Origin of the sequence: Streptomyces sp. NBC_01506 (assembly GCF_045040295.1) — a bacterium.
Lineage (GTDB): Bacteria > Actinomycetota > Actinomycetes > Streptomycetales > Streptomycetaceae > Streptomyces.
In genome coordinates this window covers 942,137-968,169 of sequence record NZ_CP109422.1, presented here as the reverse complement: position 1 = coordinate 968,169, position 26,033 = coordinate 942,137, and the positions used below count along the sequence as shown (strand labels likewise).

The window sequence follows — 26,033 nt, the reverse complement described above, 5'->3', positions numbered from 1 at the left end:
ATCGGCTCACGGATTGGGGACAGGGACCCGGCCCAGTCCCGCGACCCTTGCCAGCCGGGTGAACGAGTCCAGGAGCGCGTCGCGGTCGTACGTGCTGGTCGTCACCAGCACCTCGTCCGCGCCGCTTTCCTTGATCACCGACTCCAGGGCCTCGGCGACCTGTTCTGCGGTGCCCTGGACATGGCCGCGCAGCCCCGACTCGTAGAGCTCCCGCTCCTTCGTGGTCATCGTCAGTGTCTCGATCCGCTCGGCCGGCGCGAGCGGTGGGAAGACGCCGCGGGTACGGGAGTGGGCCATCGACCAGGACTCGGGGATCAGCAGCCGGCGCGCCTCCTCCTCGCTCGCGGCGACCGCGACCGTCCCCGCGATGATCACGTGCGGGCGGTCCGACCAGGCGGACGGGCGGAAGGTGGCGCGGTAACGCTCCACGGCCCGCAGCATGCGGTCCGGGCCGCGCAGATCGCCCACGACCATGGGCAGACCGGCCGCCGCGGCGATGTCCGCGCCCTCGCCCATGGCCAGGATGTACGGCTGAGGCCGCAGGCCCTCGGCGGGCAGAGCGTGGACCTGCGGGTAGAGCTTCTGCCCGCCGGTGAACCAGCCGAGCAGCTCCTCGATGCGCTCGGCGAAGTCCTCGACATCGTGTTTGTCCTTGCCGAGCGCCCGGCGTATCCCGTCGGTGAAGCCCACGGAGCGCCCCAGACCCATGTCGATCCGGCCGGGGAACAGCGACTGAAGGACCCCGAACTGCTCGGCCACGACGAGCGGCCGGTGGTTGGGGAGCATCACCCCGCCCGTACCGACGCGGATCGTGGACGTCGCGGCGGCCACGGCCGCCGCCAGGACCGTGGGCGCCGAGCCCGCGACACCGGGCACGCTGTGGTGCTCGGAGACCCAGAAGCGGTGGTAGCCGAGCGCTTCGACCCGCCGCGCGAGGCGCACGGTGTCGCGCAGCGCTTCGGGGGCGCCTCGGCCCTCACGGGTGCGGGAGCGGTCGAGTACGGAGAACCGGGTGTTCGCGATCACTGACGTCACATCTTGTTCAACAGCGACTCGGCGCGAGGATTCCCCGGCGCTTCCTTAGGCTGGGCGTGTGACGGACAACAGGCGTGCGACGGACGACAAGAGACCACTGGCCGTATTCGATCTGGACGGGACGCTCGCCGAGACCGCGCACCGCCAGCACTTTCTGGAGGCCGTCCCGAAGGACTGGGACGGCTTCTTCGGCGCGGCGGGGGCGGACACACCGCTGGCCGAGGGGGTGGCGCTGGTTCTCAAATGCGCCGAGGAGTGCGAGATCGTCTATCTGACCGGCCGTCCCGAGCGCTGCCGCGACGACACGCTGACCTGGCTGCGGGCGAACGGTCTGCCGGACGGCCAGGTGTTCATGCGCCGTAACCACGACCGCAGGCCCGCCCGCACCACCAAGGTGGAGCGGCTGCGCAAGCTGGCCGCCAAGCGGGGGATCCGCATGCTCGTGGACGATGACGAGCTGGTGTGCGACGCGGTGGAGCGTGCGGGATTCCGGGTCGTACGCGCCCGCTGGGCGAGCACGTCGCAGGCGCTGAGGGACGGCCAGGAGCGCGAGGGACGTACCTGAGCGTGCCGGACGAGGGTCAGCCCGCCGCCCGGGGCTGCCGCCCGGGGCCGGGGCCGGAAGGCCGGACTCAGCCCGCCGATTCGCCGTCCTCCAGGCGGAAGCCGACCTTGAGCCCGACCTGGTAGTGCTCGATTTGGCCATCGACGATATGGCCGCGGACCTGCGTGACCTCGAACCAGTCCAGCCCCCGCAGGGTCTGGGACGCCCGGCCGATTCCGTTACGGATGGCCTCGTCCACGCCCACCTCGGAGGTGCCGTAGATCTCGCTGACCCGATAGATGTGGTTGCTCATGGGGGTCGTTCTCCTCTCCGCGCCGGTCGCGGTGTCACTCCACCGTGCCCCACCGCGCGGCGCCGCGCGCGGCAGGACAAGGGCGTCGTCAGGACCTCGCGCAGGGGGGTGGGGCTTGACCGGTCACCTGGTCCATACCAAAATCGCGCCAATGCCCGTGCGAGCATCGGTTGCTCCCCCCACGTCGGGTCTCGACTCTTTCGTGCCGCGCGCCAGAAGGTGACCTACGTGAAAAACCGCTTCCTTGTCGGATCCGCCGTGTTCGCGTCCTCCATCGCACTCGTGGGATGCGGAATGCTCCCGGGCGGCGACGACAAGGTCATCACCGTCTGGCTCATGAAGGACAGCGTCTCCAACGCGTATCTGGAGAAGTTCACCAAGGCGTACGAGGAGGACAACCCCTCGGTCCAACTGGAGGTCAAGATCCAGGAGTGGACCGGGATCGGCAAGAAGGTGATGGCCGCGCTGGAATCCGAAGACTCGCCGGACATCATCGAGGTCGGCAACACCCAGGTCGCGCAGTACGCGGAGAGCAACGGCCTGCGGGACCTCACCCTGGAGTCCGTACGGGACCTGGGAAGCGAGGACTGGCTGCCCGGTCTCGCCGAGCCCGGCAGCATCAACGGCTCGCAGTTCGGCATCCCCTGGTACGCCGCCAACCGCGTCGTCATCTACAACAAGGACCTGTTCGCGGAGGCGGGCATCGACGAGCTGCCCAAGACCCGCGCCGAGTGGCTGGACATCACCGCCCAACTCGACCAGGGGGACCAGCAGGGCATCTATCTGGCCGGCCAGGACTGGTACACCCTCTCCGGCTTCATCTGGGACGAGGGCGGCGAGCTGGCGGTCGAGGCGGGCGGTGAGTGGGAAGGCCGGCTCGACACCCCCGAGGCGATCAGGGGCATGAAGTTCTACAAGGAGTTGCAGGCGCTCGGCGACGGCCCGAAGGACTCCGACGAGGTCAAGCCGGAGCAAGAAGCCGAGTTCGCGAAGGGCGACATCGCGCAGATCATCGACACCCCCAACTCCGCCGTCCAGATCGAGGAGAAGAACCCGGACCTCAAGGGCAAGCTCGGCTTCTTCCCGGTCCCCGGCAAGACCGCCGAGGCACCGGGCGCGGTCTTCACCGGCGGCTCCGACCTCATCGTCCCCAAGAACTCCTCGCACCGGTCGGCGGCGGTCGACGTGGTCAAGGCGCTGGCGGGCGAGAAGTGGCAGACGGAGCTGGCCAAGACGATGAGCTACGTGCCGAACAAGACGACGCTCGCGGATGTCATCGAGGGCCAGGAGGCCACGGCGGCGATGGCGGCGGGCGCGGCGGAGGGGCGCGCGACGCCCAACTCGCCGAAGTGGGCCAACGTCGAGCTGGACAACCCGATCAAGCCGTACATGACGGCCGTACTCCAGGGCGAGGACCCGAAGACCGCCGCCGAGGCGGCGGTCGCGAAGATCACGGCGGCGCTGCGGTAGCCATTGGTGTGCGGTGACGGGAAGGTCCACCGGGTCCGTCCGGTGGGCCGGTTCGTCCTCGATCACCGGACGGGCTTGACCGACTGCCGAACGGGTCGATTCACCGCCCGACGGGCTTGAGGCGCGTCCGGCCGGTGGTGGCCCCTTTGCCAACGCGTTACCCGTCAATCCCGGCCATTCAGCCGTCTCACATCCCCGCTCCGCCGTGCTGTCATGTCGAATCCAGTCGGTGACGGAAGAAACTAGGTGCCGGGTCGCCGCACGAGCGGCGCCCCCGGACCGCTCGTTCTTCCGTCCGGCACAGGAGACAGTCATGTCCGCCTCACCCGCCGTCGTCCCCGCGACCCTCCCCACCCAGCTCCCCCTCCCCGACGCCACCCCCGACCAGCGCTATCTCGTGTCCCTCGCCCGCGATCCGCAGGACGTACGCGCCGCGCAGCGCCTGCGCTACATGGTCTTCGCCGGTGAGATGGGCGCCCGTATCGACGGGCCCGAGCCCGGCCTCGACGGCGACGACTTCGACGCCTACTGCGACCACCTCCTCGTACGCGAGGCCGGGACCGGCGAGGTCGTGGGCACATACCGGCTGCTGCCGCCCGACCGCGCCCGCGTCGCCGGACGGCTCTACTCCGAGAGCGAGTTCGACCTCCGGCGGCTCGACCACATACGCGACGACCTCGTGGAGGTCGGCCGCTCCTGCGTGCACCCCCTGCACCGCAACGGCGCCGTCATCGCCCTCATCTGGGCCGGGCTCGCCCGCTACATGACCCGCACCGGGCACAACTGGATGGCCGGCTGCTGCTCCCTCCCGCTGAGCGACGGCGGCTTCCTCGCGTCGGCGACCTGGAACACCGTCAAGGACCGCGACCTCGCCCCGGAGGAGTACTGGGTCACCCCCCACCGCCTGTGGACCCCGGACGGCAGTGCCACCGCCCCCGCCCCCGCCGCGCGGGCCGAACTCCCCGCGCTGCTCCGGGGCTATCTGCGGCTCGGCGCCTGGGTCTGCGGCGCGCCCGCGCACGACCCGGAGTTCGGGGTCGCCGATCTGTACGTGCTGCTGTCGCTGCGCCGCACCAACCCCCGGTATCTGCGGCACTTCCTCTCGCTCGCCCCGGCGCGATGAGCGCCTGGCTGCCCACGGCGCCCTGCACCCCGCAACTCTGCGCCCCCCGGCCGGACGCCCCGCGCCGGGGCACGGTCACCGCGTCCGCGCGGCTGCTGGCCGGTCTCGGAGCCGTACTCCTCGGGATCCTGCTCGTCCCGCCGGTCGCCCTGCTCGGCGCCGGGCCGCGTGACCGGTTGACCCGAGGGTGGACGCGTACGGTCATCCGGGCCTTCGGGCTGCGCGTGCGGGTCGACGGCATGTCTCCCGCCGCGGCGCCCGCCGCGGTGCCCGCCGTGGCGCAGGCCGCGGTGCCCGACCCGCCGGGCGGCGTGCTCGTCGTCGCCAATCACATCTCCTGGCTGGACATCCCACTCGTCGCGACCCTGTTCCCCGGGCGGGTGCTGGCCAAGAGCGACATCCGGCGCTGGCCCGTCCTGGGCACGGTCGCGGCGCGCGGCGGCACGCTGTTCGTGGAGCGCGACCGGCTCCGCGCGCTGCCGGGCACCGTACGGGACGTGAGTGACGCCCTGCGCGCGGGGTCACGTGTGATCGTCTTCCCCGAGGGCAGTACCTGGTGCGGCAGGGACCAGGGACGCTTCACCGCGGCCATGTTCCAGGCCGCGCTGGACGCGGGGGCGGCCGTGCGTCCCGTACGGATCGGCTACCGCCCGCTCGGTCCCGCCGCGTTCGTCGGGGACGACCCGCTCGCCGTGTCGCTGTGGCGCATCGTGCTGGCCCGCGGGCTCACGGCTCAGATCGAGGTACTGCCCCTGATCCCCGCCGCGCGCCACGCGGACCGCCGCTCGCTGGCGCGCGCCGCTCAGGGCGCCGTCGCCAGCGACAGGGCGAACCTTCCGGCCTCGTCCGTCCACCAGTGCGTCAACTCCATTCCCGCACCGGCCAGTTCGGTGCGGACCCGGCCTTGAGTGAACTTCGCCGACACCTCCGTACGCAGCTCCTCACCCGCCTCGAAGGTGACCAGCAGATCCAGCTCGGGGATCTTCACGGTCAGGGCCCGGCGCGCCCTGAGCCGCATCTCGATCCACTGCTGTTCACGGTCCCAGCGCGCCACATGGTCGAAGTCCGCCGGATCGAAGTCGGCGCCCAACTCCCGGTCCACGACGGCCAGGACGTTCTTGTTGAAGGCGGCCGTCACACCTGACGCGTCGTCATATGCCCTGACCAGTACGGACTCCTCCTTCACCAGATCCGTCCCCAGGAGCAGCGCGTCGCCGGGCGCGAGCAGCGCGCGCACGGACGCGAGGAAGGCGGCGCGCTCGGCGGGGAGCAGATTGCCGATCGTGCCGCCGAGGAACGCGATCAGCCGCGGTCCGGGCATCTGCGGCAGCTCCATCTCCTTGGTGAAGTCCGCGATCAGCGCGTGCACGTGAAGGTCCGGCCGCTCGGCGAGCAGCGAATCGGCCGCACCGGTGAGCGCGCTCTCACTCACGTCCACCGGCACGTAACCACGCAGCAGCGGCAGCGCGTCGAGCAGATGCCGGGTCTTCTCCGAGGACCCCGAGCCCAGTTCGACCAGCGTGCGGGCCCCCGTCGCCGCCGCGATCTCGGGCGCGCGGGCGAGCAGGATCTCCCGCTCCGCACGGGTCGGGTAGTACTCGTCCAGCGCGGTGATCTCCTCGAACAGCTCGCTGCCCCTGGCGTCGTAGAACCACTTGGGCGGCAGGGACTTGGGGCTTCGGGTCAGCCCGTGCAGCACATCGGCGCGCAGCGCGGCGTCGGTGGCGTCCTCGGGCAGGGTGCGGGTCAGCAGGTACGGGCTCACGCGGGGGGCTCCTTGAGGGGAGTGAGCAGGACGTCGGTGCCGGTCGCCGCCAGCAGGGTGTGGTCGGGGACCTCGCACCAGCGCGGATCGTCGTCGTACGGCTCCGAGGCGACGACGGTGCCCCGGCCTGGCTCGGTGAGATACCACAGCGTGTCGCCCCAGGCGGTCGCCGTGACCCTCTCGCCGTCCATGAGCAGCAGATTCAGCCGGGAGCCGGGTGCCGCCCCGGCCACCTCCAGGACCGTGTCGGACAGGGCCTGGCCCATCCCGTCGCCGTCCCGCAACCGGTGCAGCACCAGCGCCCACACGAGCGCGGAGTCGGTCCGGGCGTCCAGCGACAGCAATTCGGCGGGAGGCAGGACGGCGGCCAACGGCGCCAGGCTGGAGGGCCAGCCGCGCACGGCACCGTTGTGGCTGAACAGCCAGGGCCCGGCGGCGAACGGCGCCGCAGCGGCCTCACCGTCCGCCCCCGCCTCGGTCGCGTCCCGTACGGCGGCGAGCACCGCGCCACTGCTGACCACCCGCGCCAGGTCGACCACGCTCTGATCGCCCCAGATGGGTCCCGGGCGCCGGTAGCGGGCGGGCAGCGGGTCGCCGTCCGCGTACCAACCGACCCCGAAACCATCGGCGTTGACCGTCCCGTGCCGCTGCCGACGCGGCTCCCAGGACTGCCGGTACAGCCCGTACTCAGGGCTGATCAGCACCTCGCGCAGCGCCACCGGCGCCCCCAGGTAGGCGATATGACGGCACATCACACATCTCCGGCGCTGCGCGCGGTACGGAAACCGGCGAAGATCTGCCGGCGCACCGGCAGGTCCCAGTTGCGGAAGGTCCCGCGGCACGCCACCTCACCGACGGCGAACGACCCACCGCGCAGCACCTTGTGCGCGGGGCCGAAGAACACCTCGGAGTACTCCCGGTAGGGGAAGGCGGCGAAGCCCGGATAGGGCAGGAAGTCGCTTGACGTCCACTCCCACACGTCACCGAGCAACTGCCGTATGCCCAGCGGCGACGCGCCGCGCGGATAGCTGCCCGCGGGCGCCGGGCGCAGATGGCGCTGACCGAGATTGGCGCGGTCGGGGGTCGGGTCCTCGTCGCCCCACGGATGGCGCCGTGAGCGGCCGGTGGCCGGGTCGTGCCGGGCCGCCTTCTCCCACTCCTCCTCGGTCGGCAGCCGCCGCCCGGCCCAGCGGGCGTACGCGTCCGCCTCGTACCAACTGACGTGCAGCACCGGCTCGTCGGCGGGTACGGGCTCGTCCACCCCGAACCGGCGGCGGAGCCACTGCCCCGCCTCGCGGCGCCAGAACAGCGGTGCGGCGATGGAGTGTTCGCGGATCTGCGCCCAGCCCTCCGGGGCCCACCAGCGCTCGTCCGTGTAGCCGCCGTCCTCGATGAAGCGCAGATAGTCGCCGTTGGTCACCGGCACCGTGTCGAGGTAGAACGCGGGCACGAGCCGGTGGTGCGCGGGCTTCTCGTTGTCCAGCGCCCACGGTTCGGCCGAGGTCCCCATCGTGAACCGCCCGGCGGGAACGAGTACTTCACCCGGCAGGTCCGCCGTGTCGAGCGGATCGGGGGCCGGCGGCTCCGGCGCCGTGAGCGCGGCCGGGCCGCGGCGCAACTGATGGGTGATCAGCATCGTCTCGTCGTGCTGCTGTTCGTGCTGCGCGATCATCCCGAAGGCGAATCCGGCGTCCAGCAGCGGACCGCCGCGCAGCGGGCTGCTGCCGAGGATGTCCAGGACCCGGCCCCGGATGTCGGAGGCGTACGCGCGGGCCTCGGTGGGGGCGAGCAGCGGGAGCGTGGGACGCAGCGCGCGGGGGTGCTCGAAGGCGTCGTACACGGAGTCGATCTCGGGCCGCACGGCCGGCCGGCCGCCGACCGTACGCAGCAGCCACTGCTCCTCCTGATTGCCGATATGGGCCAGGTCCCAGACCAGCGGTGACATCAACGGCGAGTGCTGCGCGGTCAGTTCGGGCTCGTCCACACAGGAGGTGAGCAGCGCGGTGCGTCGGCGCGCGGTGGTCAGCGCGTCGAGGGCCCGCCGCCGCAGCGCGTCCACGTCCGCACCCGCGTCGACGGCTATCCCGTCGGTGGTTCCGTCGGAGGGCGCGTCCGGTGTCCCGTCCGGTGTTCCGCCCGGTGTCCCGGCGTGCTCGCTCATGTGCTCAGTTCCTTCCCGGTCACGGGGACGTCCATATCGTCGGCGGGGCAGCGGCCCGGCACGACGTACCGCTCGGTGAAGGCCGCCACGGCGTCCCGTACGGCCTCCGTGGCACCCGTACGGGGCAGCGCCTCCTGCGCGACGGCGAAACACTCCACCGCCGCCGCGTGCAGCTCGGGATCGGCCAGTCCGTCCCGCGCCGCCGTGATCCACAGCGGATTGCCCGGCGCGGGCAGCGAGCCCGCCGTCTCGGCGAGCGTCTTGACGGTGCGGTACACCGTCTCGGCGGCCTGCGGATCGTCGAACAGCGCGGTGGTCACCGCCAGCGGCACCATCCAGCCGTCGTCCCCCGGCTGGGCGTCGATCATCCGCAGCTCCAGATGACCGCGCGGACGCACCGGCGGGAACAGGGTGGTGATGTGGTAGTCGAGATCGGCGCGCACCGGCGGGCGCGGCAGACCCGACCGGATCCACTCACGGAAGGTCAGCCCCTCGGGCACGTCCCAGGGGCCGTCCGCCGTCCGCACGCACATCACCGGCGCGTCCATGGCGAACTCCGCCCACGCGCCACGCGGCTCCCGCCGGGTGTCGGGCGATTTGGTACGCGCCGGGTCCAGGTCCGTCCACAGCGCCTGCCGGGTGGAGCGCCAGCCCGTCGTACGGCGCGCCTGGACGGGCGAGTTGGCGAACGCGGCCACCAGCACCGCGCCCAGCAGATGGGCGAGCTGCCAGCGCCTGCCGTAGCCGAGCGGGCCCGGCTCCTCCGTACCCGCGTCGAGGCAGACCTGGATGGAGGCGGAGGAACGCATCATGGCGCGGCCCGAGGGGCCGATCCGGTCGAGGTAGGTCTCCATCGCGTCGTACCGCGGCTCCTTCAGGAGCCTGCCCGGTGAGTGCCACGGATCCTGTCCGAGGCCGGTGAGCGTGAGACCGGCCGTACGCAGTTCGCGGCGTACGGCGGCGAGATCCGCCGCGGTGGAGTCGACACACTCCATCAGGGAGGCGGCGGGGGCCGAGCTGAGCTCCAACTGGCCACCCGGTTCGAACGTCAGCGCCGATCGAAGAGGGAGGTCCCGCAGGCCACCGAACGCCTTGTCGAGGCGCGCGGTGCGAACGGGCAGTTCGGGGTCGTACAGATCGTGCACGAGCCATTCCAGTTCAACACCGACGATGCGGGGCGGCCCTGTCTTGAAACATATGCCGCGCAACAGTGCCTCGGCGTCGTCCTCATTGAGAGACGGGCCCTCAGCTACGAATTCGTCCGACTGCATGGCCGGATCCTCCTGTCGAAGACCGTGACCGGACCCCGTCCCGGGGTTCGGGCCGGGGCGCTTCGTCCAACCTAAGGCCACTCCCGCCGCTCCGCACAAGAGTGCGCATCCGGGCGGAAAACGTGGTTGCCCCGAGCGTGTCGCGTCACCGACGATGCCTGATATGAGCGCACGGCTGCGGGGGATCGCGAAGCACACCGAGGAGATTGTCGCGGCGGGTGCGTACCGCGCGCGGGACGGCCGCCAGGTGCCCCTCACCGCACTGCTGGAGGCCGCGACCGAAGGGACCAGGCTGTACGGCCCGGAGCCCGTGCCGGTCACCCCGGACACCTCCCGTACGACATTCTTCGAGGTCACCGGCGAGAGCAGCCTCGAGGCCGCCCGGCGGACGACCTCGGCAGCGCCCGGCCCCGTGGCCGTCCTGAACTTCGCCTCCGCGCGTAACCCGGGCGGTGGCTACCTGAACGGAGCACAGGCCCAGGAGGAGGCCCTGTGCCGGGCCTCCGCCCTCCACGTCACCCTGCTGCGCGCGCCGGACTACTACGCGCACCACCGGGCCGACCGCAGCCCCTTCTACAGCGATCGCGTGATCCACTCGCCCGGCGTGCCGGTCTTCCGCGACGACCGGGGGCGGCTGCTCGACGCCCCGTTCACCGTCGGATTCCTCACCTCGCCCGCCCCGAACGCCGGGATCGTCGCGCGCGACCACCCGGCGCAGACCCATCGCGTTTCGGCCACACTCGACTCCCGTGCGGAGCGGGTCCTGGAGGTGGCGGTGGCGGGCGGCTACCGGCGGCTGGTGCTCGGAGCCTGGGGCTGCGGGGTCTTCCGCAACGACCCGGCGCGGGTGGCCGGCGCGTTCCGGGCGCTGCTGGTCGGGTCGCGGACGGGCCGTGGCCGGTTCGCCGGCCACTTCGACGAGGTCGTCTTCGCGGTGCTCGACCGGACGGCTGATTCGGCCACGCTGGGCGCCTTCCGTCGGACGTTCGCGGACGACGTCGCACCGGGTTCGGATTCGGATTCGGGCTCCGGCCCCGGCACGTAGGCGCGGCGCGTAGGCCCGGCGCGCGCGGGGCGTTCAGCGCCAGCCGTAACGCTCCCGCAGCCGCCCCACGACCAGGTTGAACCGCCCCCGGTCGAGCGCGCACGCCTCACGCCGCATGCCCTTGTCATGGATCCGCAGCACCCGGTCCAGATCCACCCACGACTGGCGCCCCTGCCGGTCCCACGGCCCGATCCCGATCGGCACCCACTCGCGGTCGCGGTCGTGCCGCTTGCTGGAGAGCTGGACGGCGAGCAGGGTGCCGGCGGGCTCGCGGGCCACCACGAGCACCGGACGGTCCTTGCCGCGCCCGTCGTTCTCCTCGTACGGCACCCAGGTCCAGACGATCTCGCCGGGGTCGGGGTCGCCGTCCCTGTCGGGGGCGTACGAGGTGCGTACGGGCCCGACGTCGCGCGGGTCGGCCTCGGTGGTGGCCGAGGGGCCGCTCCGGCCCGGGAGTTCGGGCTCGGGGGAGTGGTGGTCGGGGGCGCCGGGGTCGGTGAAGGGTTTCATCCGACCGAAGGTAGAGCCCCGGCACCCCCGACCGCCGAGCGGGTCGACCTTCGGGTTAGACCCCCGGGTTAGACCCCCGGGTCAGACCCACCCCTCCAGCGCGGCCATGAACGCGTCGAAGTCGTCACGGTGCGCGGTGTGTCCCGCGTCCTTGACCGTACGGACCTCGAAACCGCGCGACCGCAGTTCCGCCGCGTCCCGCGGCGAGACCATCGGGCTCGGATCGGCGGTCGTCACCAGCGAGGGGACCACCGGCTTCGCGGGCCGCAGGTCCGTACCGAACGCCGACGCGATGCCGTACGCCGTCCGCTCGTCCCACACGGCGAGGCTCGCCACCTCGAGGTCCACGTCCACGTCCTCCCAACGAGGATTGAGCGCGGATATCTCCTCGCGGGAGAGGGTCTTGGCCGCCGCCAGCCGTGCGGGCCCCTCGCTCTCGGCGGCACCCGCCGCCGGGCCCGGCAGATGCCAGGCCGGATCGCAGTAGACCGCGCGGCGCGGCGCCAGCCGCTCCACCGCGAGCGCGAGCGCCATCGCGCCCAGGGAGTGGCCGATCGCCACCTCCGCGCCGACGGGCAACGTCTCCACGAGGTCGTCGGCGAAGTCCTCCCGTCCGTACGGTCCTTGACCGCTGGCGCCATGGCCGCGCAGATCGACGGCGATCACGCGCAGTCCGCGCGCGGCCAGTTCGGGGCCCACCCGCCGCCACGTCCGGTGGTCGGCCATGATGCCGTGGATCAGGAGAGCGACACGGTCGCCCTCGCCCCAGGTGTGGGTGTGCAGTCGCAAGACAGTCCCTTTCTCAGGAATTCTCAGGAGTTCTCAGGAGGGTGCGTTTCACGCGTTTCACTTGCCGTCCCGTGCGGTGACCGCACGGGACAGCGGGCCCCGGATCGCACCGGTGACCCGTCTGGAAAGATGCCGTGGGCGATGAGCCAGTTACCTGAACAGTCCTCCCCGCCGCCGTCCGAACCGTCAGGACCGTCCGCCGAACGTCCCCACCCCCTCCCCACCGCCCGCCCGGTCCCCACCAGCGCCGACGTCGCGCGGCTCGCCGGGGTCTCGCGTGCCACCGTCTCGTACGTCCTGAACAACACCGCCTCCGTACGGATCAGCGAGCCCACCCGCCGCAAGGTCCGCGAGGCCGCCGAGGAGTTGGCGTACGTCCCCCACGCCGCCGCGCGCAGCCTGCGCGCGGGACACACCAGAATTGTCCTGCTCCCCAGCGCACACGTCCCCGTCGGCCCCCTCTACAGCCGCTTCCTCAACGAACTCCAGTGGGCGCTGCGGCGGTTGGACTACACCGTCGTCCAGTACGGCAGCCTCGGACTCGACGGCGACGAGGCGGCGCGCGCCTGGGCCGAACTGCGCCCCGTCGCCGTCGTCTCCCTCGGCGAGATCGCGCTCACCGGGCAGGGGGTGGAGATACTCAAGCGCTCCGGCGCGAAGGCCGTCATCACGCTCGGCCCGCGGCGGGTCGAGGGCGCGCACGCCCTGGTCATGGACCAGCGCGAGATCGGCGACTGCGCCGCGGAGCATCTGCTGGCGCGCGGACGCCGCCGGATCGGCGTGGTGATGCCCGAGGAGCCGGGCCTGGACCTCTTCTCGGAACCCCGGCTCGCCGGCGCGCGGGCCGCCGTCGCGGCGTCCTCCACGGGCGCCCACATCGAACCCTTGCCGCTGTCCTACACGGAGGAGTCGGCGACCGCGCTCGCCGCCCGCTGGGACGGCCTGGGCCTCGACGCCGTCTACGCCTACAACGACGAGTACGCGATGCTGCTGATGCGGGCGCTCCAGGACGCCGGGGTCCACATCCCCGGCGACACGGCGGTGCTGGGCGCCGACGACCTGCTGCTCGGCAGGCTGCTGCGGCCCCGGCTGTCCACGGTGCGCATCGACCTCGTCACCGGGCAGCGGCTGGCCGCCCTGGTCGACCGGGTGGTGCGTGATCCCGGCGGGGAACCGGAGCGGCACGGTCTGATGGGGGCGCGGGCGGTACGGCGCGAGTCGACCTGACGCCGCCGCAGGACATGCGCGGCCCCCGGCCGTTGTCTAGCGTCACCAGCATGAGCACTCAGTGGCACCCCTTCCCGCGGCGCTTCGAGATTCTGCTGGTACCCGAGCACACCGACGGCCGCACCAGCCCGCCCGACGCGACGACCGCGCTGCGCTCGGCCGTGGTGGAGGCGACCGGAGAGACCGGCGAGTCCGGCTACCCGCGTTTCGCGGGCGGGGGCATGGTCGCGGACATCGACCCGGAGACCCGTACCGTCGAAGGTCTGCTGATCGACGGCTACGAGGTGGACTACGGCCTGACGGCGCGCGTCGTGGACGATCCCGACAGCCCCGACAGCCCCGACAGCCCCGACAGCCCCGACAGCCCCGACAGCCCCGACAGCCCCGACAGCCCCGACGCACCCGATGTCGCGGAGCCCGGGACGCGTTGACCGCCCGGCCGGCACCCTCGCCCTTCGGCCCCGCGCGCCTGCCATGAAAGAGTGCGCGGACGACCGGTCGACCGAACGACCGGTCGACCGAAGGGGAGAGAACCGATGAGCGATCCGATGACCATCCGCGACGTCTACGTCGTGGACGCCGTCCGCACACCCGTCGGGAAGTTCGGCGGCGCGCTCTCCTCCGTACGGCCGGACGATCTCGCCGCCCATGTCGTACGCGCGCTCGTGGACCGTACGCCGGAGCTCGACCCGGCCAGGATCGACGACGTGGTGCTCGGCGCGGCGAACGGCGCCGGTGAGGACAACCGCGACGTCGCCCGCATGGCCGCGCTGCTCGCCGGGCTGCCGGTCTCCGTCCCCGGCGTCACCGTCAACCGGCTCTGCGGCTCGGGCCTCGAAGCGGTCATCCAGGCGGCGCGCGCCGTCGCGCTCGGGGACGCGTCGATCGTCGTCGCGGGCGGCGTCGAGTCCATGTCGCGCGCCCCGTGGGTGCTCCAGAAGCCCGAGCGCGCCTTTCCCGCCGGGCATCAGCAGTTGCACTCCACGACGCTCGGCTGGCGCATGACGAACCCCGCGATGCCCGCCGAGTGGACGGTCCCGCTCGGCGAGGGCGCCGAACTGATCGCGGACAAGCACGCGATCACCCGGGAGGCGCAGGACGCGTTCGCCCTGGAGAGCCACCGCAAGGCGGCGCGGGCGTGGGGTGCGGGGCTGTACGACGCGGAGGTCGTGCCGTACGCGGGAGTGGAGCTGGTACGCGACGAATGCGTCCGCGACAACACCTCGCTCGAAGCGCTCGGCAGGCTCAGGCCCAGCTTCCGTAAGGAGGGCGAGGGGCCGGGCGCGGGGACGGTCACGGCGGGCAACGCCTCACCACTGAACGACGGCGCCGCCGCCCTGCTCCTCGTCGACGAGGCGGGCCTGCGGGCGACGGGGCGCGAACCCCTCGCCCGGATCAGGACCTCCGCCGTCACGGGCATCGAGCCGCAGCTTTTCGGCCTCGGACCGGTCGAGGCGGTGCGCCGGGCGCTGGTCAAGGCGGGCCGGGACTTCGCCGACCTCACCACGTTCGAACTCAACGAGGCTTTCGCCGCCCAGTCGTTGGGCTGCCTCGCCGAGTGGCCCGAGCTGGACCCCGCCGTCGTGAACCCGCGCGGCGGCGCGATCGCCATCGGTCACCCGCTCGGTGCCTCCGGCGCGCGCCTGGCCGGGTCCGTCGCCCACCAGCTCGCGGCGGCGGGCTCGGGCACCGGTCTCGCCGCCCTGTGCATCGGTGTGGGCCAGGGCCTCGCGCTCGTACTGGAACGCTGACGCGCGGACCCTGTGTGCCTGGCTTACGCGCCTTACGCGCCCGCGGGGGTCCCGCCGCCCTCGCCCTCGGTGGGCGCCTGCGACTGAGCCTTCGCGGCGGCCTCCGCCTCCGCGACCGACTTGCGGACCTCTTCCATGTCGAGCGCGCGTGCCTGCCCGATCACGTCCTCCAGGGCCGTCTCGGGCAGCGCGCCGGGCTGGGCGAAGACCGCGACATTGTCCCTGACGATCATCAGCGTCGGGATGGAGCTGATCTCGAACGCCGCGGCCAGCTCCTGCTGCGCCTCCGTGTCGACCTTGGCGAAGACCAGGTCGTCGTGGCGCTCGGACGCCTTCTCGTACACCGGGGCGAACTGACGGCACGGACCGCACCAGGAAGCCCAGAAGTCGATCAGGATGAAGTCGTTCTCCGACACCGTCCGGTCGAAGTTCTCCTTGGTGAGTTCCACAGTGGCCATGACCTGATACCTCTTCCTTTTCGCTCCGGATGAAGCCGCCTCGCACAACGGTGGGTGCCACCGCCGTATTCCTGGTGCCCATTCCCGAAGATCGTGTGGCCATGCGGCGGGCACCGCACCAGACTGTCCCCATGACGGAAGCCATTGAGTACGACGTCGTGGTGCTGGGCGCGGGACCGGTCGGGGAGAACGTCGCCGATCGCGTCAGGGCCGCCGGGCTGAGCGCGGCGATCGTCGAGAGTGAACTGGTCGGCGGCGAGTGCTCCTATTGGGCGTGTATGCCGAGCAAGGCCCTGCTGCGCCCGGTGATCGCCCGCGCGGAGGCACGCAGAGTGCCCGGCCTGAGCCCGTCCGTACAGGGCCCGCTCGACGTACCGGCCGTCCTCGCGCACCGTGACGACTTCACCTCGCACTGGCACGACGACGGCCAGGTCGCGTGGCTCGACTCGATCGGTGTCATCCTCCACCGGGGCCAGGGCCGGCTCGACGGCAAGAAGCGGGTGACCGTCACCGACCCCGAGGGCGGCGGCGTACAGGTCCTCACCGCCCGCCACGCGGTCGCCGTCTGCACCGGCACCAGCGCCGTCGTGCCCGACCTGCCGGGTCTGGCGGGCGCCAAGCCCTGGACGAGCCGCGAGGCGACCAGCTCCCCGGGCGTGCCGGACCGGCTGGTGGTCGTGGGCGGGGGAGTGGTCGGCGTCGAGATGGCCACGGCCTACCAAGGATTCGGCGCGGCCGTCACGCTGCTCGTACGGGGCGACGGACTGCTGCCCCGTATGGAGCCCTTCGTCGGCGAACTGGTCACCGAATCGCTGACGGAAGCGGGCGCCTCGGTACGTACGGGCGTCTCCGTCGCCTCGGTCGAGCGCACGGGCGGCAGCGGACCGGTCACGGCGGTCCTCGACAACGGTGAGCGGATCGAGGCGGACGAAATCCTCTTCGCGACCGGCCGGGCGCCGCGCACGCAGGACATCGGTCTGGACTCCGTCGGGCTGAAGCCGGGCTCCTGGCTGACGGTCGACGACAGTTGCCGGGTCGAGGGCAGTGACTGGCTCTACGCGGTGGGCGACGTCAACCACCGCGCGCTCCTCACCCACCAGGGCAAGTACCAGGCCCGTATCGCGGGCGCAGCCATCGGCGCCAGGGCCCAGCACGTACCTCTGCTGGAGAGCGACCGCTGGGGAGCCCACGCGGCGACGGCCGACCACGCCGCCGTCCCCCAGGTCGTCTTCACCGACCCGGAGGCCGCCTCGGTCGGCCTCACCCTTCAGGAGGCCGAGCGGGCGGGCCACCGGGTCCGCGCGGTCGACTACGACATCGCCGACGTCGCGGGCGCGGGCCTGTACGCGGACGGCTACCGGGGCCGCGCCCGGATGATCGTGGACCTGGACAGCGAGATCCTGCGGGGCGTGACCTTCGTGGGCCCGGGGGTCGGCGAACTGCTCCACTCGGCCACGGTGGCGGTCGCCGGCGAGGTCCCGATCGAGCGCCTGTGGCACGCGGTCCCGTCCTACCCCACGATCAGCGAGATCTGGCTCCGGCTGCTGGAGACGTACCGAGGCCCGTGAGGGGGCTCCGGCCGCGTGCCGCGCGTACGACCGCCGTGGACAACCGCCGCGTACGGCCGCTCACTCGAACCGGAAGACCACCCCCAGCGCCGCGTCCCGCACGTCCGGTGACGGGTGGGTGCGCAGTGTGCGCAGTGCCGTGCGCCAGTCGGGCGGCCAGGCGAGACGGTCGCCCGTCGCGGACACCAGGGCGACGGCCAGGAGCCCGTCGGCCGGGTCGCCGGTGGTGGTCAGCCGGGTGGCGGCGGTCAGGACCGCCGTCAGGTCGGACGGCAGGCGGCAGTGGGCCAGCCGGCCGCGCAGTTGGACCGCCGTGTGCGCCGCCAGAGCGGGGCGGCCGGTCGCGTTGGTCGCCAAGTCCCGCAGGCGCGCGGTGAGTTCGGGAAGCGGGGCGTCCAGGGCCACGAGGGCGCGCAGAACTCCCGCACGGGCCACGGCGAGTGACGGCTCGTCAGCGAGCTGCGCCGCCACCGACTCCAGCACCGGAACTGTCTCGCGCGGCGATTGGTCCGGCAGGGTCCTCAGGAGCCCGAGCGCCCGCCGGCGGGCCGGGAGATCCCGGTCGGGGTGCGCGTCGGGCTCGCCCGCGGCGATCGCCGGGAGCAGCGCCGCCAGCGTGTCGTGCAGGGGGCTTCCCGGTGCGGCGCCGCCGACCGGATGCGGCAGCCCGGAGACGGCCAGTTGACCGATCGCCGACACAGCGGCCTGCACGACGGTGCGTGTTCCCGGCCCCTCGCCGAGGTCGGTGACCCGCGCGGACAGCCCCTCCACCACATCGGGGGCGTAGCGCGCCCACGCGGGGAGCGCACGCAGACCGGCCGTCGCCGTCTCCGGGTCCGCCGAGCGGCTCACCTCGCCCACCAGTTGGGCGTACCGGGGGCGGTGGATCTCCGGCAGGGACCAGGCGGCGGTCCGTACGACCGTCCGCAGTACCTGCGGTGCGGCTTCGGAGGCCGCCGTCAGCAGCGACCACGTCCCCTCCTCGGAAAGCAGCCCGGCCGAAAAGGCCACGATCGCCGCCTGTACGTCGGGGTGCTGGGCCGGCGCGGCGAAGGCCGTGGACAGCAGCGCCGAGGCGTGGGGGAGCGGCAGGTGACGAGCCGTCAGCCGTACCGCCTGCTTACGGCTCGTCACCTTCACGCCCTCGGTCGCGGTCAGCAACGCGCCCAGGTGCTCGGCGAGTTGGGACGGCGCGGTGAAACGCGCGGCACGGCTCGCGGCGTACAGGGCGACCCGTGCGCGGTCGTCCCCGGCGTGGGCGAGCAGCACGTCGAGCGCGTCCTGCGGCCGGTCCGCCCACACCAGCGCGGCCAACGCCGCCTCGGCCAGTACCACGTCCGGGGAGTCGGCGTAGCGCAGGGCGAGCGCGCGTCCGTGCTCCGGGATCGTCGCGGCGGCCCGGATCGCGGCGGCACGGTCGTGGAGCGGCAGCGACTCGTCGCCGGCCTGCGCGGCGGCCATGGCGCCCGCCGCCGCCTGCTGACGCGGCAACCAGCGTGCGGCGTGGCGGAGTTCGGGCTGCGGCCGGGGCGTGCCGTGCTTGAGGAAGCGGCCGTACGGCGGCGGCCCGTCGAGCAGCACGTCGAGCAGATCGGTCCGACGCTCCGTCAGAGCCTTCTGGACGGGGGCGAGTACGGCGGCCGACGGTTCCAGCTCCAGAATCCCGGCCACTCGCTCGTCCCGGCTCGACGGCGGCATCAGCCAGTACCGCACCGCCTTCTCGAACTCGCTGTCGTCGCCGTGCTTCAGGGCCTCTTCGAGCATTCCCTGGAGCACCGGCATCCGTTGGGCCCGCTCACCGAGCGAGCTGGTCAGTCTCAACAGCGGTCGGTAGTCGGCCCTGTCCATCGCCGCGTCCAGCCACGGGCGCAGCGTGTCGAGCACCTGATGTTCCTGCCCGCGCCGCAGCGTGCGGTCGAGCGAGCCGAGGTGATACACCCCGTCATGGGCGGCGATCTGTTCCAGTGCGCCCAACGACCAGACCAGCAAGTCCTGTTCACCGTCCGCCGCGTTCTCGCGCAGCAGGGCGACCGCCAGATCCCGGACGGCCTCCCGAGTGCCGTAGGAGACGTCCCGCGCCTCCAGGGCGTCCCGGACGATGCGGTCCAGCAGCGGCGTGGATTCGGCCGTGAACAGGTCGGGACGCACATCGGCGAGCGCGTCGAGGGCCGCGTAGCGCACCGGGTCCTGTTCGTTGCGCAGTCGCGGCAGCTCGACCAGTACCTCGTGCACGGCCGCGCGGTCGTGCGCGCGGGCGGCGTTGGCGATCAGCAGCGGCCAGGCATTCGCGCGGTCGTCCGCGTCCGGACGGCGGGTGGCCGCGAGGAGTTCGGCACGTGCCTCGGCGACCGGGCCGTACGCGACAAGCTCCAGAACCGCGTACCAGGACGCGCCCGTCTCGCGGCGCCGCGCCGCCCACCGGCGGGCGTGAGCCCAGCGGCGTTCGCGCGGCAGCAGGGCGAGCACCGGCAGCAGGTGCTTGGCGTCCTTGGTCTCGACACCGGCCGTCGCCAGGTCGAAGAAGTCGCTCCGGCGGTGCGGCGGCAGCGCCTTGAGCAGCACGGCGAAGTGCGAGCGGCCGAGCCAGCGGCGGCCGAGCGCGGGCAGCGAGGGCGGGTCGGCCCGTACGATCCGCCGCAGGACGGACGCCGAGGGAAGCGGCGGGTGCGACTGCCTGCCTCCGTCCGGCGGGAGCAGCAGCCGTACGGTGCGCTCGGCGTCGACGGCCACGAATTCGTTCAGCCGCGCGACCAGAGCCGGGGGCAGCACGTCGGGCCGGTGCCGCTCCAGCATCGACAGGACCCGCTCGGCGCGTGCGGAGACTGCGGCGGCCACCCCTTCCGCGTGCCGGCGCCAGGTGGCGTCGCGCTCGGGGCGCGGCCGCTCGGCGAGATCCCGCGCGGCGTGATCCAGCACCTGATCGGGGAAGTTGAGGCCGAGCCTGCTCCAGGAGCTGACGGCGTAGGCGAGTTCGGGCAGCGCCGCCGCCACGAACCGCGCCGAGCAGACAGGCAGCAGCTTGGCCGCAGTGTGATCACCCCATTCCTCGCGCAGCCTCGGGACCAGCCGCTCGGCCAGCGCCGTACGCCCGCCCGCCAGCACGACCTCCCCCAGCCGCTGCCGCGTGTCGGCCGAGGCGTCCTCGTACGCCGCCTCGATCGCCGCGTCCGGGAGCGGCAGCGTGCGGGCGGCCCGCAGCGCGTACGCGCGGACCATCGGGTCCTGGTCGGTCAGCCGCCCGGCCAGGAAGTCCGTGTGCCGCCCGACCAGCGCGGCGAACGCCGCGAGCCGTCGCTCGTAGATGCCGCGCCCCGCCAACTCGGCCACCAAGGCGGGCAGTTCATCACCGGGGTGGAGTGAACGGGCGCTGTGGGCAAGGTGCTTGAGGCGATCCGGGTACGACAGGGGTTCGAGTGCGGCGAGCAGACGGTCGGCCGTGAGTGACATGACGGTGATTGTGCCGGGGAGGGGCGCCGCGAGCCCAGCGGATTTATCCCGTTCCGCCGGGCCCTGCGGTACGCCCCTCCGGGGCCACGTCCGCGGGCCCGGCGCCCCACAGGGACCGGACTACGCCCCCGTACCCACGTACTCCCGCAGATGCCGCGCCGTGACCGTGTCCGAGTGCGCCACCAGATCGGCCGGCGTACCCGTGAAGACGACCTGCCCGCCGTCGTGCCCGCCGCCCGGCCCGAGGTCGACCAGCCAGTCCGCGTGGGCCATCACCGCCTGGTGGTGCTCGATGACGATCACCGTGTTGCCCGCGTCCACCAGCCGGTCGAGCAGCGCCAGCAGCTTGTCCACGTCCGCCATGTGCAGGCCGGTCGTCGGCTCGTCCAGGATGTAGACGGACGACTTCTCCGCCATCTGGATCGCCAGCTTCAACCGCTGCCGCTCACCGCCCGACAGGGTGTTCAGCGGCTGGCCGAGCCGCAGATAGCTCAGACCCACGTCGTCGAGCCGGCCGAGGATCGCGTGCGCCTGACCGGAGGAGAAGTAGTCGTACGCCTCCGCGACCGACATGGCAAGGACCTCGCTGATGTTCTTGCCGTTCAGTCGGTAGGTGAGCACCTTCGGGGTGAACCGCTTGCCCTCGCACTCCTCGCAGACCGAGGCGACGCCCGCCATCATCGCGAGGTCGGTGTAGACGAGCCCGAGACCGCTGCAGTTGGGGCAGGCGCCCTCCGAATTCGCGCTGAACAGCGCCGCCTTGACGCCGTTGGCCTTGGCGAAGGCGGTACGGATGGGGCTCAACAGCCCTGTGTAGGTGGCCGGGTTGCTCCGCCGCGAGCCCCGGATCGCTGACTGGTCGGCAACCGCCACACCGTCCCTGTTGGAGAGATAACCATGGATCAGCGAGGACTTGCCCGACCCCGCGACCCCGGTGATCACGCTCAGCACACCGGTCGGGATGTCGACACTCACGTTCTTCAGATTGTGCAGATCGGCTCCCTCGACGGACAGCCGGCCGTTCGGCTCACGCACCGACTCCCGCAGCCGCGCCCGGTGTTCGAGATGCCGCCCGGTCAGCGTGCCCGAGGCGCGCAGCCCCGCCACGTCGCCCGTGTAGCAGATCTGCCCGCCCGCGGTACCGGCCCCGGGGCCCAGATCCACCACATGGTCCGCCATCGCGATGACCTCGGGCTTGTGCTCCACGACCAGCACCGTGTTGCCCTTGTCGCGCAGCCGCAGCAACAGGTCGTTCATCCGCCGGATGTCGTGCGGGTGCAGCCCGATCGTGGGCTCGTCGAAGATGTACGTGGCGTCGGTGAGGCTGGAGCCGAGATGGCGCACCATCTTCACGCGCTGCGCCTCACCGCCGGAGAGCGAGGACGAGACGCGGTCCAGGCTCAGATAGCCGAGCCCGATCTCGACCAGCGACTCCAGCAGGTCGCGCAGATTGCCGAGCAGCGGTGCCACGCCCGGATCGTCGATCTTCCGTACGTACTGGGCCAGATCGCTGATCTGCATCGCCGAACACTCCGCGATGTTCACGCCGTCGATCTTCGAGGACAGCGCGGCGGTGCTCAGCCGGCTGCCGCCGCAGGACGGGCACTCGGCGAAGACCACGGCCCGGTCCACGAACGCCTTGACGGGAGCCTGCATCGAGTCCCGGTCCTTGACCAGGATCGTGCGGTTGACCTTGGTGATGAGCCCTTCGTACGTCATGTTGTTGGAGCCGACCTTGACCTTGGTCGCGGTCTTGTGGAGGAAGACCTCCCACTCCTGCGGCGTGAAGTCCTTGAGCTTCTTGTCCGGGTCGTAGAAGCCCGAGGCGACCATGATCTGCCAGTACCAGGCGTCCACCTGGAAACCGGGAACGGTGATCGCGCCCTCGCTCAGGGAGAGTTCGCGGTTCACGAGCTGGTCGATGTCGATCTTCGACACCTGACCGATCCCCTCGCACTCGGCGCACATGCCCTCGGCGGCGTTGAAGCTGAAGGCCGTCGAGGTCCCGATGTGGGGGACACCGAGCCGGCTGAAGATGATCCGCAGCATGGTGTACGCGTCGGTCGCCGTGCCCACCGTGGAACGGGAGTTGGCGCCCATCCGCTCCTGGTCGACCACGATCGCGGCGCTCAGATTGTGCAGCGAGTCGACGTCCGGCCGGCCCATGCTCGGCATGAATCCCTGGATGAAGGCGCTGTAGGTCTCGTTGATCAGACGCTGGGACTCGGCGGCGATCGTGCCGAAGACGAGCGAGGACTTGCCGGATCCCGAGACGCCGGTGAAGACCGTGAGCCGGCGCTTGGGGATGTCGAGCGAGACCTCCCTCAGGTTGTTCTCGCGGGCCCCGCGGACCTGGATCACGTTGTGACTGTCGGCGGCTGGGATGTCGTTCACGGACTGCTCCTCGGATATGCTCGGCGAGCAGTCAGCGTACACCGTACCCAATAGAACTCGCACATACTTTCGAAACAATGTCCGTAAGTATGCCCTGGATCGGCGAACTGTCGCGAAAACCGCCGCGGAGGCCGTAGCGGTCGGCCCGTACCGCCGGCCTTACAGCCAGCCGTTGCGGCGGAAGCTCCGGTGGAGGACGTAGCAGGCCGTCGCCATGAGGGCGAGGACGGCCGGATAGCCGTACGTCCACCCCAGGCCCGGCATGTGCTCGAAGTTCATCCCGTAGACGCCGCAGACCATGGTGGGCACGGCGATGATCGCGGCCCACGAGGTGATCTTGCGCATGTCCTCGTTCTGCGCGACGGTCACCTGCGCGAGATGTGCCTGGAGGATCGAGTCCAGCAGGTTGTCGAAGGACGCGATCTGGTCGGTGAGCCGGGCCAGATGGTCCGCGACGTCGCGGAAGTACGGCCGTACGTCGGCGGTGACACCCGTCAGCGTCCGGTTGGCCAGCATGTCCAGCGGCCGGTCCAGCGGCGCCACGGCCCGCTTCAGCTCCAGCAGCTCCCGCTTGAGCTGGTAGATGCGCCCGGCGTCACCCCGGCCCGCCCGGCCCGCCGATTCGTTGAAGACGTCGGACTCGACACGGTCGATGTCGTCCTGGACCGCGTCGGCGACGGCGAGGGAGTCGTCCACCACCTGGTCCGCTATCGCGTGCAGTACGGACGACGTCCCCATGGCGAGGCGCTCGGGCGCGGCTTCCAGCCGCTCCCTGAGGGGGCCGAGCGAACCGTGCCTGCCGTGTCTGATCGTGATCACGAAGTCCCGCCCCGTGAAGACCATCAGCTCGCCCGTGTCCACCACCTCACTGGTGGCGGTGAGTTCTTCGTGCTCGACGTAGCGGCAGGTCTTGAAGACCGCGAACAGCGCCCCGTCGTACTGCTCGACCTTCGGCCGCTGATGCGCGTGTACGGCGTCCTCGACGGCCAGCGGATGGAGCCCGAACAGCTCGGCGAGCCCCTTGAGCTCGGATTCGTCCGGCTCGTGCAGACCGATCCAGACGAAGCCCCTGCCGGACCTGCGGACCCGTCGTACGGCTTCTTCGGCCGGGCAGTCGCCCGGCTGCCGTATGCCGTCCACGTAGACCACACAGTTCACGACGGCGCTGCCGAGCGGCGACCGGGCCGGGTGGCTGAGGTCGACGGTGCTGCGGTAGACGCGCCGCACCGCCCGGCGGAGACGACGGATCATGGGCACAGGTGCTCCGTTTCGAAGGATCGGCGGCCAGTCTGCCACCGCCGCGCGGCGGGCCGTGCACGAGAGGGGCGCGGGCGACATGCGGGCGGGGTGGTGTGCTGGCACAGTCGTCAGGGAGCGGAGGGGAGCCCGGGGGCATCCACTGACACGACCGGAGTGAGGCGAGCGGTCATGGCGCAGAGGCATCCTGTGTTCGGGGCGCCGTGCTGGGCGAGCCTGCTGGCCCGCGACCTCGCGGACACGCAGAGCTTCTACGGTGCCGTACTCAACTGGACCTTCCGCCCCGCCAGGCTCGGCGACCAGTTCGTCGTGGCCGAGAGCGACGGCGTACCGGTCGCGAGCATCGGCGCGCTGGCCCCCACGCTCCAGGTCGCCGTGGCGTGGACGCCGTACTTCGTCGTGAAGGATGTGGACGCGACGGCCTCCCGCATCAGGGAGCGCAGCGCCACGGTCGCCGTGGGGCCCCTGGCCTTCGAGATGGGGCGGGCGGCGCTCGCCGCCGACCGGGACGGTGCCGTCTTCGGCTTCTGGGAGGGCGAGCCGCTGCCCGACGACACGACCAAGCTCGGCGGACCCCCGTTCCGGCTGGAACTGCGGACCTATGACGCCATCGCGTCGGCGATCTTCTACGGCGAGGTGCTGCACTGGGCCGACGACGGACTCGGCGGCATCGACGTCAGCTACGAGCAGGACCGGGTCGTGCTGCGTACGGGGCGTGGTTCCGGGCACATCGTGGCGCGCATAGGCAGCGGCGGCATCGAGGCGGCGGCGGACCCGCATCTGCGCCCGCGCTGGCACGTGTCGTTCGCCGTGGACGGTGTGAAGGCGGTCAGGGCGGCGGCCGAGACGGCCGAGGCGATGGGCGGGGCCGTGATCGCGTCGGAGGAGACGGCGTACCAGGACGGGGAGCAGGTGACGCTGCGGGACCCCGACGGCGGGCTGTTCACCCTGACGGACCGCTGAGGACGGCCGAGGACGGCCGAGGACCGCCGGCGGGCCCCTCGACCGGTCGGCCGGTGGGCGGCCGACCACCGACCGCCGACCGCCGACGTATGGCGGCGACGAGGCCGACCATCAGGCGACGAAAGGGAATCACGGTGAAGTACGGACATCCGGACGACTCCGAGGGGATCGGCTCGGCCGTCCCCAGGGACCTGCCCGACCAGCACGCCCGCCCCGGCGAGGATCCGCTGGACGTGGATGTGGAGGCCCTGGCGTTGTCCGGCGAGCCCGACGACGCCCCGGACGCCTCCGACGCCCCTGATGGCCCTGACGCGACGGGCACCCCGGAGGAGCCCGACAGGACGGCGCCCGACACGGACGAGGCCGGCACCGGCAGGCGCGGCGACCCCGACCCGGACGGTGAGCATCCCGAGCAGCCCGTCCCCGACGAGCCGTCGGGCTGACCGGCCCGGCGCCCACACTTCCCAGCGGAGGAACCCATGGTGAACAGCACACAAGCGCACACGGCGGCCCACGGCGCGGACATGGAGGTGACGGTGGAACTCAGCGGTTGCGCGACACAGGACGCGCACGCCGTGTTCGGCGCGCTGCGCACCGTCTTCGCCTCCGACCGCGCGCCCGACGACCGGCCCCGTGAGGTGGCGGGCGCCCGCCCGACGGTGTGGAGCTCGACCTTCGACGTGTCGGAGGTACGGCGCAAAGCCGGCCCGACAAGGCTCAGTGAGCCGGTGACCGCGGACCTCCAGGGCGGCTACTGGGCGGTCGCGAAACTCCAGGAGGAATTGACCGGCGCATTCGCCGTGCGGGTGCTCGGCAAGGCCGCCGGTGACCAGGAACAGGAGGTCCAGCTACGGCTGGACACACGTCGTACCTGAGAGCTGTGCCGCAGAATCGAGACCGGCCGGCCGAGGGGTAAACGTGGCTTCCGGGTGTACGTGGATC

General features: G+C 72.0%; 24 protein-coding genes. 12 read left to right on the top strand and 12 right to left on the bottom strand.

Features of this window, described 5'->3' with window-relative positions:
- Positions 1-6: 6 nt before the first annotated feature.
- The gene (locus OG329_RS03845; RefSeq protein ID WP_405792799.1) at positions 7-1,035 is read right to left on the bottom strand and encodes an LLM class flavin-dependent oxidoreductase; all 1,029 of its coding nucleotides are present in this window, start codon (positions 1,033-1,035) and stop codon (positions 7-9) included.
- A 58-nt stretch (positions 1,036-1,093) separates the two neighbouring features.
- On the opposite strand from OG329_RS03845, the gene OG329_RS03840 reads away from it, so the two are divergent.
- Positions 1,094-1,600, top strand: coding sequence for an HAD family acid phosphatase (locus tag OG329_RS03840; RefSeq protein WP_405792797.1), 507 nt, complete (start codon positions 1,094-1,096; stop codon positions 1,598-1,600).
- A 67-nt stretch (positions 1,601-1,667) separates the two neighbouring features.
- Here the strand turns inward: OG329_RS03840 and OG329_RS03835 are convergent, their stop codons facing one another.
- Entirely contained in the window at positions 1,668-1,892 is a 225-nt protein-coding gene (locus OG329_RS03835; RefSeq protein WP_405792796.1) for a dodecin, read from the bottom strand.
- 228 nt (positions 1,893-2,120) lie between these two features.
- Here OG329_RS03835 and OG329_RS03830 point away from each other — a divergent pair, with 228 nt between their 5' ends.
- The 3 genes from OG329_RS03830 to OG329_RS03820 all read left to right on the top strand — a co-directional run bounded on the left by OG329_RS03830 (position 2,121) and on the right by OG329_RS03820 (position 5,393).
- Positions 2,121-3,362 (top strand): extracellular solute-binding protein, encoded by a 1,242-nt coding sequence (locus OG329_RS03830; protein ID WP_405792794.1) that lies wholly within the window; start codon positions 2,121-2,123, stop codon positions 3,360-3,362.
- Positions 3,363-3,675: 313 nt separating this feature from the next.
- The gene (locus tag OG329_RS03825; protein ID WP_405792792.1) at positions 3,676-4,485 is read left to right on the top strand and encodes a GNAT family N-acetyltransferase; all 810 of its coding nucleotides are present in this window, start codon (positions 3,676-3,678) and stop codon (positions 4,483-4,485) included.
- Positions 4,482-5,393 carry a lysophospholipid acyltransferase family protein gene (locus OG329_RS03820; RefSeq protein ID WP_405792790.1) on the top strand — a complete coding sequence of 304 codons (912 nt, stop codon included), beginning with the start codon at positions 4,482-4,484 and terminating at the stop codon, positions 5,391-5,393. The genes OG329_RS03825 and OG329_RS03820 overlap by 4 nt, the downstream gene beginning before the upstream one ends.
- On the opposite strand, the gene egtD is transcribed toward OG329_RS03820, so the two are convergent.
- Genes egtD through egtA form a run of 4 tightly spaced genes read right to left on the bottom strand, consistent with a single transcriptional unit; the run spans position 5,288 to position 9,682 of the window.
- Entirely contained in the window at positions 5,288-6,250 is a 963-nt protein-coding gene (gene egtD, locus OG329_RS03815) for an L-histidine N(alpha)-methyltransferase (RefSeq protein ID WP_405792789.1), read from the bottom strand. The two genes, OG329_RS03820 and egtD, sit on opposite strands and share 106 nt — an antisense overlap.
- Entirely contained in the window at positions 6,247-7,002 is a 756-nt protein-coding gene (egtC, locus tag OG329_RS03810) for an ergothioneine biosynthesis protein EgtC (protein ID WP_405792787.1), read from the bottom strand. Before egtC ends, egtD begins: the two co-directional genes overlap by 4 nt.
- On the bottom strand, positions 7,002-8,411 hold the full coding sequence (gene egtB, locus OG329_RS03805; RefSeq protein WP_405792785.1) for an ergothioneine biosynthesis protein EgtB: 1,410 nt from the start codon (positions 8,409-8,411) through the stop codon (positions 7,002-7,004). The genes egtC and egtB overlap by 1 nt, the downstream gene beginning before the upstream one ends.
- Positions 8,408-9,682, bottom strand: a complete 1,275-nt coding sequence (gene egtA, locus OG329_RS03800) for an ergothioneine biosynthesis glutamate--cysteine ligase EgtA (protein WP_405792783.1) — start codon at positions 9,680-9,682, stop codon at positions 8,408-8,410. Before egtA ends, egtB begins: the two co-directional genes overlap by 4 nt.
- Positions 9,683-9,845: 163 nt before the next feature.
- Between egtA and OG329_RS03795 the strand changes: the two genes are divergently transcribed.
- On the top strand, positions 9,846-10,727 hold the full coding sequence (locus OG329_RS03795; RefSeq protein WP_405792781.1) for a TIGR02452 family protein: 882 nt from the start codon (positions 9,846-9,848) through the stop codon (positions 10,725-10,727).
- 33 nt (positions 10,728-10,760) lie between these two features.
- Here the strand turns inward: OG329_RS03795 and OG329_RS03790 are convergent, their stop codons facing one another.
- Complete coding sequence (locus OG329_RS03790) at positions 10,761-11,237, bottom strand: type II toxin-antitoxin system PemK/MazF family toxin (protein ID WP_405792780.1); 477 nt, start codon at positions 11,235-11,237, stop codon at positions 10,761-10,763.
- Between the two features lie 81 nt (positions 11,238-11,318).
- Positions 11,319-12,026 (bottom strand): alpha/beta fold hydrolase, encoded by a 708-nt coding sequence (locus OG329_RS03785; RefSeq protein WP_405792778.1) that lies wholly within the window; start codon positions 12,024-12,026, stop codon positions 11,319-11,321.
- Positions 12,027-12,167: 141 nt separating this feature from the next.
- Here OG329_RS03785 and OG329_RS03780 point away from each other — a divergent pair, with 141 nt between their 5' ends.
- From OG329_RS03780 to OG329_RS03770, 3 genes are all read left to right on the top strand, one after another.
- Positions 12,168-13,253 (top strand): LacI family DNA-binding transcriptional regulator, encoded by a 1,086-nt coding sequence (locus OG329_RS03780; protein ID WP_405792776.1) that lies wholly within the window; start codon positions 12,168-12,170, stop codon positions 13,251-13,253.
- Between the two features lie 50 nt (positions 13,254-13,303).
- Complete coding sequence (locus OG329_RS03775; RefSeq protein ID WP_405792775.1) at positions 13,304-13,684, top strand: hypothetical protein; 381 nt, start codon at positions 13,304-13,306, stop codon at positions 13,682-13,684.
- A 117-nt stretch (positions 13,685-13,801) separates the two neighbouring features.
- A complete protein-coding gene (locus OG329_RS03770) occupies positions 13,802-15,004 on the top strand; it encodes a thiolase family protein (protein WP_405801630.1) in 1,203 nt (400 codons plus the stop codon).
- Positions 15,005-15,036: 32 nt separating this feature from the next.
- On the opposite strand, the gene trxA is transcribed toward OG329_RS03770, so the two are convergent.
- Positions 15,037-15,510: a thioredoxin gene (gene trxA / locus OG329_RS03765; protein ID WP_405792773.1), complete on the bottom strand. Its 474-nt coding sequence runs from the start codon at positions 15,508-15,510 to the stop codon at positions 15,037-15,039.
- 83 nt (positions 15,511-15,593) lie between these two features.
- On the opposite strand from trxA, the gene OG329_RS03760 reads away from it, so the two are divergent.
- On the top strand, positions 15,594-17,030 hold the full coding sequence (locus OG329_RS03760) for a dihydrolipoyl dehydrogenase family protein (protein ID WP_405792772.1): 1,437 nt from the start codon (positions 15,594-15,596) through the stop codon (positions 17,028-17,030).
- A 60-nt stretch (positions 17,031-17,090) separates the two neighbouring features.
- Here the strand turns inward: OG329_RS03760 and OG329_RS03755 are convergent, their stop codons facing one another.
- The 3 genes from OG329_RS03755 to corA all read right to left on the bottom strand — a co-directional run bounded on the left by OG329_RS03755 (position 17,091) and on the right by corA (position 24,122).
- The gene (locus tag OG329_RS03755; RefSeq protein WP_405792770.1) at positions 17,091-20,477 is read right to left on the bottom strand and encodes a hypothetical protein; all 3,387 of its coding nucleotides are present in this window, start codon (positions 20,475-20,477) and stop codon (positions 17,091-17,093) included.
- A 120-nt stretch (positions 20,478-20,597) separates the two neighbouring features.
- The gene (locus OG329_RS03750) at positions 20,598-22,838 is read right to left on the bottom strand and encodes an ATP-binding cassette domain-containing protein (RefSeq protein WP_405801629.1); all 2,241 of its coding nucleotides are present in this window, start codon (positions 22,836-22,838) and stop codon (positions 20,598-20,600) included.
- 192 nt (positions 22,839-23,030) lie between these two features.
- Entirely contained in the window at positions 23,031-24,122 is a 1,092-nt protein-coding gene (gene corA, locus OG329_RS03745) for a magnesium/cobalt transporter CorA (protein ID WP_405792768.1), read from the bottom strand.
- Positions 24,123-24,299: 177 nt separating this feature from the next.
- Between corA and OG329_RS03740 the strand changes: the two genes are divergently transcribed.
- The 3 genes from OG329_RS03740 to OG329_RS03730 all read left to right on the top strand — a co-directional run bounded on the left by OG329_RS03740 (position 24,300) and on the right by OG329_RS03730 (position 25,966).
- Positions 24,300-25,091 (top strand): VOC family protein, encoded by a 792-nt coding sequence (locus OG329_RS03740; RefSeq protein WP_405792767.1) that lies wholly within the window; start codon positions 24,300-24,302, stop codon positions 25,089-25,091.
- A gap of 134 nt (positions 25,092-25,225) precedes the next feature.
- Complete coding sequence (locus OG329_RS03735; RefSeq protein ID WP_405792765.1) at positions 25,226-25,534, top strand: hypothetical protein; 309 nt, start codon at positions 25,226-25,228, stop codon at positions 25,532-25,534.
- Positions 25,535-25,573: 39 nt separating this feature from the next.
- Entirely contained in the window at positions 25,574-25,966 is a 393-nt protein-coding gene (locus tag OG329_RS03730; protein ID WP_405792763.1) for a hypothetical protein, read from the top strand.
- Positions 25,967-26,033: the final 67 nt, after the last annotated feature.

Excerpts from the sequence above, each read along its gene's own strand:
- OG329_RS03770 (WP_405801630.1), top strand. The coding sequence starts at position 13,802 with ATGACCATCCGCGACGTCTACGTCGTGGACGCCGTCCGCACACCCGTC.
- egtA (WP_405792783.1), bottom strand. The coding sequence starts at position 9,682 with ATGCAGTCGGACGAATTCGTAGCTGAGGGCCCGTCTCTCAATGAGGAC.
- OG329_RS03820 (WP_405792790.1), top strand. The coding sequence starts at position 4,482 with ATGAGCGCCTGGCTGCCCACGGCGCCCTGCACCCCGCAACTCTGCGCC.
- OG329_RS03795 (WP_405792781.1), top strand. The coding sequence starts at position 9,846 with ATGAGCGCACGGCTGCGGGGGATCGCGAAGCACACCGAGGAGATTGTC.
- OG329_RS03740 (WP_405792767.1), top strand. The coding sequence starts at position 24,300 with ATGGCGCAGAGGCATCCTGTGTTCGGGGCGCCGTGCTGGGCGAGCCTG.
- egtB (WP_405792785.1), bottom strand. The coding sequence starts at position 8,411 with ATGAGCGAGCACGCCGGGACACCGGGCGGAACACCGGACGGGACACCG.
- OG329_RS03755 (WP_405792770.1), bottom strand. The coding sequence starts at position 20,477 with ATGTCACTCACGGCCGACCGTCTGCTCGCCGCACTCGAACCCCTGTCG.
- OG329_RS03780 (WP_405792776.1), top strand. The coding sequence starts at position 12,168 with ATGAGCCAGTTACCTGAACAGTCCTCCCCGCCGCCGTCCGAACCGTCA.
- OG329_RS03825 (WP_405792792.1), top strand. The coding sequence starts at position 3,676 with ATGTCCGCCTCACCCGCCGTCGTCCCCGCGACCCTCCCCACCCAGCTC.
- OG329_RS03835 (WP_405792796.1), bottom strand. The coding sequence starts at position 1,892 with ATGAGCAACCACATCTATCGGGTCAGCGAGATCTACGGCACCTCCGAG.
- OG329_RS03760 (WP_405792772.1), top strand. The coding sequence starts at position 15,594 with ATGACGGAAGCCATTGAGTACGACGTCGTGGTGCTGGGCGCGGGACCG.
- OG329_RS03790 (WP_405792780.1), bottom strand. The coding sequence starts at position 11,237 with ATGAAACCCTTCACCGACCCCGGCGCCCCCGACCACCACTCCCCCGAG.
- egtC (WP_405792787.1), bottom strand. The coding sequence starts at position 7,002 with ATGTGCCGTCATATCGCCTACCTGGGGGCGCCGGTGGCGCTGCGCGAG.
- OG329_RS03775 (WP_405792775.1), top strand. The coding sequence starts at position 13,304 with ATGAGCACTCAGTGGCACCCCTTCCCGCGGCGCTTCGAGATTCTGCTG.
- corA (WP_405792768.1), bottom strand. The coding sequence starts at position 24,122 with ATGATCCGTCGTCTCCGCCGGGCGGTGCGGCGCGTCTACCGCAGCACC.